This is a genomic window from Brevundimonas denitrificans (assembly GCF_030160755.1).
Lineage (GTDB): Bacteria > Pseudomonadota > Alphaproteobacteria > Caulobacterales > Caulobacteraceae > Brevundimonas > Brevundimonas denitrificans.
In genome coordinates this window covers 1-4,757 of record NZ_BSOY01000111.1, presented here as the reverse complement: position 1 = coordinate 4,757, position 4,757 = coordinate 1, and the positions used below count along the sequence as shown (strand labels likewise).

5 protein-coding genes are annotated in these 4,757 nt (G+C 66.2%); 2 read left to right on the top strand and 3 right to left on the bottom strand.

Translation table 11 applies throughout. The annotated features are described in order from the left end of the window. Positions 1-359: 359 nt before the first annotated feature. From QQJ79_RS14825 to QQJ79_RS14815, 3 genes are all read right to left on the bottom strand, one after another. Positions 360-626 (bottom strand): hypothetical protein, encoded by a 267-nt coding sequence (locus QQJ79_RS14825; RefSeq protein WP_284223700.1) that lies wholly within the window; start codon positions 624-626, stop codon positions 360-362. A 130-nt stretch (positions 627-756) separates the two neighbouring features. After that, positions 757-1,626, bottom strand: coding sequence for a flagellar motor stator protein MotA (gene motA, locus QQJ79_RS14820; RefSeq protein WP_284223698.1), 870 nt, complete (start codon positions 1,624-1,626; stop codon positions 757-759). A gap of 79 nt (positions 1,627-1,705) precedes the next feature. Further along, positions 1,706-3,505: a long-chain-acyl-CoA synthetase gene (locus QQJ79_RS14815; RefSeq protein WP_284223701.1), complete on the bottom strand. Its 1,800-nt coding sequence runs from the start codon at positions 3,503-3,505 to the stop codon at positions 1,706-1,708. Between the two features lie 261 nt (positions 3,506-3,766). Between QQJ79_RS14815 and QQJ79_RS14810 the strand changes: the two genes are divergently transcribed. Both QQJ79_RS14810 and QQJ79_RS14805 read left to right on the top strand, forming a co-directional pair. Next, positions 3,767-4,225, top strand: a complete 459-nt coding sequence (locus tag QQJ79_RS14810; RefSeq protein ID WP_284223697.1) for a peptidase S1 — start codon at positions 3,767-3,769, stop codon at positions 4,223-4,225. A gap of 148 nt (positions 4,226-4,373) precedes the next feature. After that, a partial coding sequence (locus tag QQJ79_RS14805; protein WP_284223696.1) for a hypothetical protein occupies positions 4,374-4,757 on the top strand: 384 nt, incomplete at its 3' end.

The following is a 4,757-nucleotide window of genomic DNA, read 5'->3' as shown; positions in this document are numbered from 1 at the left end:
TGGCGGCAGCGGCGGTCGCGTCGGCGGCGGCAGCGTCGGCGGTCGCGGCAGCGTCCGTGGCGGTGTCGGCGGCGGCGGTCGCGTCAGCCGAAGCTTCTTCAGCCTTGTCGGCGGCGGGGGTGCAGGCGGCCAGGGCCAGAGCGGCGACCGAAGCGGCGACCAGAGCGGTGATGCGCATAATGTTTATTCCTTCAGAAGGGTCATACGAGGTCATGAACTCCTCGCAGTTCCGGAGATAACGGGAACGTGAGCGAAAGCCAAGCCAAATTCTCACGCATTCGTGAACCCGCGTGACCCCGGAATGAAGATCCGGCCTCCGCCGGCGACCCGATCGCGGGGCCGCCGGCGCCGTGATCCCGCTATTGCGGCGGCGGGCTGGACGCCGGAGACGTCGTGGCCGGCTCGGGCGGAAGGGTCGGCGGCGTTTCACCGGGCGAGACGGTTCCGCCCGAATCCGCCGGCGGAAGGGTCTCCGGCGGGTCGGCGGGAGGCTCGGCCGGCGCTGTGGCGGCCGAATCGGTCGCGGCGTCCGCCGCCGGTGCGGCCGTTGACCCGGCGTCGCGGTCCGAACAGGCGGTCAGGGAAACGGCGCCGAGCGCCGCGGCGGTGATGATCCTGATGCGCATACATGATCCTCCGGATGATCGCCCCGGGGCGGACCACCCCGCGGTCACGATCGATCCCCTGCCTAACCGGCCGCGTCGCGGGACGTTCCCACATCGGCATTCACGGGGAACCGCTGACCGGACCGTATGATCAGGCGTCGGTCGGGGCGGCCGACAGTGACTCTTCCATCTCGATGAAAGACGGCTGGGCCGAGGACGGGATGTCGCCGCGGCCGATCTCGACGGAGATCTGGGCGGCGTTGCCGTGCAGGTGGGCGACCAGAACCGACTGGATGATCTTGTAGAAGGCGCCGTCGCCGTCGACGATCTCCTTGAGGCGCACCGCAATCGGCCCCACCAGCCCATAGGCCAGAAACACGCCGAGGAAGGTGCCGACCAGGGCGCCGCCGATCATCCCGCCCAGGATTTCCGGCGGCTCGGTGATCGAACCCATGGTCTTGATGACCCCCAGAACCGCCGCCACGATGCCCAGGGCCGGCAGGCCGTCGGCCATGGTCGTCAAGGCGTGCGCCCCGGCCAGACCCTCGTGGTGGTGCTTTTCCAGCTGCTTTTCCATGGCGTCCTCGATCTGGTGCGGATCCTCGAGGTTCATGGTCATCATCCGCAGGGTGTCGCAGATGAAGTCCGTGGCGAAATGGTCCTTCAGCACCTTGGGGTATTTCTGGAAGATCGGGCTCTCGGCCGGCTTCTCGATGTGGCTTTCGAGGGCGATGACGCCCTTGGACTTCATCGTCTTGGTCAGCTGGAACAGCAGGGACAGCAGGTCCTTGTAGTCCTGCTTCTTCCACTTGGCGCCGGCGAACACCTTGCCGAAGCCGCCCAGGGTCGCCTTGATGGTGGTGACGCTGTTGCCGATCAGGAAGGCCGCCACGGCCGCGCCGAGGATGGCCATCAGCTCATAGGGCAGGGAGTGGAGGATGACCTCCATCTTGCCGCCTGACAGGATGTAGCTGCCGAACACCATGGCGAACAGCAGGACGATGCCGATAATCTGGAACATGGAGGGCGGGGAATCCTGCGCACGAGATACGCGGACCTTCGCCGTTAATGATTAAGGGGCGGTTGCGAACCGACGCTCTCTACAGCCGGGTTTCCCCGTCCATGATGGCCGCGCGGGCGGCCTCGCTGAATTTGGCGTAGCCGTTCTTGCCGCCCCGGACGTAGAGGGGGCCGTCGACCTTGTCGGGATCGAAGCCGTCGGCGACCAGATCGATCTTCTTGTATTTGAAGGTACCGGTGGTGTCGGCCGCCTTGATCAGGCGGACGAAGGCCGGGCGGGCATAGGCCGGCAGTTCCTGATCGACCCAGTCGGCGAAGGCGCGGGCGGCGAACCGGCCTTCAACCACCAGGGCGACCATGCCGGCCTTGCCCTCATGGCCGGGAACGGGAACGCCATAGGCGATGACTTCCTTGACCCCCGGCGCGTCGGCCAGTCTTTGCTCGACCTCGGCGGTGGAGACGTTCTCCCCCTTCCAGCGGAAGGTGTCGCCGATACGGTCGATGAAATAGACATAGCCTTCGCTGTCCTGTTTCATCAGGTCGCCGGTGCGGTACCATCGATCGCCGCGCACGAAGACGTCGCGCAGGATCTTCTTCTCGGAAGAAGCCTTGTCGGCATAGCCCGAGAAGGCATGGCGAATGTCGTCGCCGATCATGCCCAGGGCCTCGCCGACCTCGCCCGGTTTCGCCAGCTGGCACAGCCCGTCCGGTCCGCGAACGGGCTCTTCGGTGTCCATGTCGAACCGGACCAGCCGGAAATTGATCTGTTTTTTGAGGAAACCCGGGACCCGGCCGATCGCGCCCGGCTTGCCGTCGAAATTGAACACCGAGACATTGCCCTCGGTCGAGCCGTAGAATTCCAGGATGTTCGGCACGGCGAACCGTTTCTGGAACTCGGTCCATACGTCGGGCCGCAGACCATTGCCGAAGGCCAGCCGCAGCTTGTGCGACCGCTCACCCTCGGCTTGCGGGCAGTTGAGCAGATAGCGGCACAGCTCGCCGATATAGACGAACAGGGTGGCTCCCGAGGCGTTCACATCCGGCCAGAAATTCGTCGCCGAGAACCGCTTGCGCAACACCAGCTGGCCGCCGTTCAGCAGGGCCGGACCGACGCCGACCAGTCCGCCGGTCGAGTGATACAGGGGCAGGACGTTGAAGGTGACGTCCTTCTCGGTCGCGCCGGTGGCCCCGGCGAAGGCGCGCATATAGGTCCGGGCCCGGGCGTGGGTGATCTTCGCCGCCTTGGGCAGGCCGGTCGTGCCCGAGGTATAGATGTACAGGGCCGTGTCGCGGTTGGTCAGACCCGAACGCGCCGACCGGGCGGGCCGCACGGACGAACCGCTGCGCACCGGCTTGTCCAGCCCGCGCCGCTCGTCCGCCTCGTCCTCGTCGCGGAGCCCCAGCACCCACAGCATCAGGTTACGTCCGGACAGGACCCGCGCGTCCTCGACCCGCTTCCAGCAATCCTCGTCCGTCACCACCTGGGAGGCGTTGGAGATGGACAGGCAGTGGGCCAGGGTGTGACCGGTCAGATTGGTGTTGATCAGGGCGGTGGCGACCCCGACCTTGGCGAAGCCCAGCCAGGCGGCGATGTATTCGGCCCGGTTCAGCATCACCAGGGCGATGGTGTCGCCCCGCTTGAGCCGACGGCTCTGGGCCCAGTGGCCGAAGCGGTTGGCCATGGCGTCGAGCTCGCGATAGGTCACCGTCCGTCGGTCATCGACAATGGCGACGCGGTCCCCGAACCGGTCAACCGCCTCTTCCCAGTCGTCGCAGACCAGATCGGGGCTATCCAGTTCGATCGGCTTGATGCGCTTGAGCAGACGGCGCAGCCCCTTGGCGAAACGCATGTTGCGCTTGATGTTCGCCACCAGACCCATCGTCGTGATCACTCCGCGGAAAGCCGCCCGTGTCTTGGTGATGGACAAGCCGCCCGTCGCGGTCAACCGGCAGGGGAATCACAGGCGCGTTTCGGGGCAAAAGACCGCCGGTTTGCGCGCCGGCGTGGCGCCGATGCGGCGGTGACGCAGGGTGAACCTGCCGAAGTCTGACAGCCGCTTGTGGAACGCGGCAGGTCGGAGCTTAATCACCGAACGTGGATTGGCGGCGTGGGGCCGGACGATCCCCGGGGGACCAAACCGATGAAATACCTTTTGACCGCCGTCTGCGCCCTCGCGCTGGCGGGACCCGTCGCCGCCCAGGACTACAATGCCGAGCCCAACTACGGCAGCATCACCCTGGCGCCCGGCTTCCAGCCCGATCCGCATCTCGTCAGCCTGCGCGCCGGCGGAAACATCAGCGCCTCCAACGCCGGCAGCGGCTGCGCGGGCTTCATCACCAATGCGCCCGACTTCCGCTTTCAATGGAACGGCAACGGCTCGCTGAACATCAAGATCTCGGTGCTGTCCAAGGCCGACACCACCCTGGTGGTGAACGGGCCCAACGGCGAATGGTACTGCGACGACGACATGGGCGAGGACAACAACCCGCTGGTCACCCTGGGGTCCGTGTCCGGTCGCTATGAAATCTGGGTCGGCACCTATTCCAGCGGCGATCCCCAGCCCGCCGTCCTGTCGATCTCGGAACTCACCAACTTCTGACGCCGGCCGCTCAGTATTGATTGAGCATAAAGTTGCACCGTTGCCGCCTCATGTGTGGCGGCAACGGTGTTTCTTCACGACCATTCAGGAATCGCGGAACCGTGGTCTCGCAGACTTGTTTCTTCCATGAGATTTTGGAGGAACAGACATGACCGTTACCTATCCCGCCGAGCCGACCAAACAGTATGGCGATCGTATCGAGGCGCCGCGCGCCGATACGCTCCATGAAGAGTCCTTCGTCCCCGTCTATGCCCGTCGCGGCAAGGCGCGCGGCGGCCAGGGCAAGATCAAGACCTGGATGATCCTGGCTCCCGTCGCCGTGCTGGCTCTGGGCGGAATCGGCGCCATGATGGTGATGCAGGGCCCTGAAGAGGCGTCTGCCCCGCTGGCCGAACCCGCCGCGACCGCTCCGGTCCTGCCGATCGCCCCGACGGCGGTCGCCGCCGCTCCCCTGACCAACGTTTCGACGCCCGAGCCGATCGCCGCGGCGCCTGTGGTTCGGATCGCCGCCCAGCTGCGCCGCGCCGCGCGG